1 protein-coding gene is annotated in these 255 nt (G+C 60.8%); it reads left to right on the top strand.

The genetic code is table 11. The features are described 5' to 3' along the window. Window positions 1–255 (top strand): 3-keto-5-aminohexanoate cleavage protein (locus NCR38_RS34060; RefSeq protein ID WP_250478545.1); only part of this gene is annotated, 255 nt, incomplete at both ends.

Below are 255 nucleotides of genomic sequence, written 5' to 3'. Positions count from 1 at the left end.
TCCGCAAGCATTGTCGGGACATCATCATTCAGTTCTCGACGGGCGGCCGCGGACGATCGTTCGAGCAGCGCGGCGCGATGCTGGACCTGAAGCCGGACATGGCGTCGCTCGCCACCGGTTCCGTGAACTTTCCGACGATCGTGTACGAGAACCCGCCCGACTTCGTGCGCTCGCTCGCGCAACTCATGCTCGATCACAACGTGAAGCCTGAGATCGAAGTCTTCGATCTGGCGATGCTGTACAGCACAGTCGATC

The organism is Caballeronia sp. INML1 (assembly GCF_023631085.1).
Taxonomy (GTDB): domain Bacteria; phylum Pseudomonadota; class Gammaproteobacteria; order Burkholderiales; family Burkholderiaceae; genus Caballeronia; species Caballeronia turbans.
Note: the sequence above shows the minus strand (reverse complement) of the source record. Positions and strands in the feature narration are given on the sequence as shown.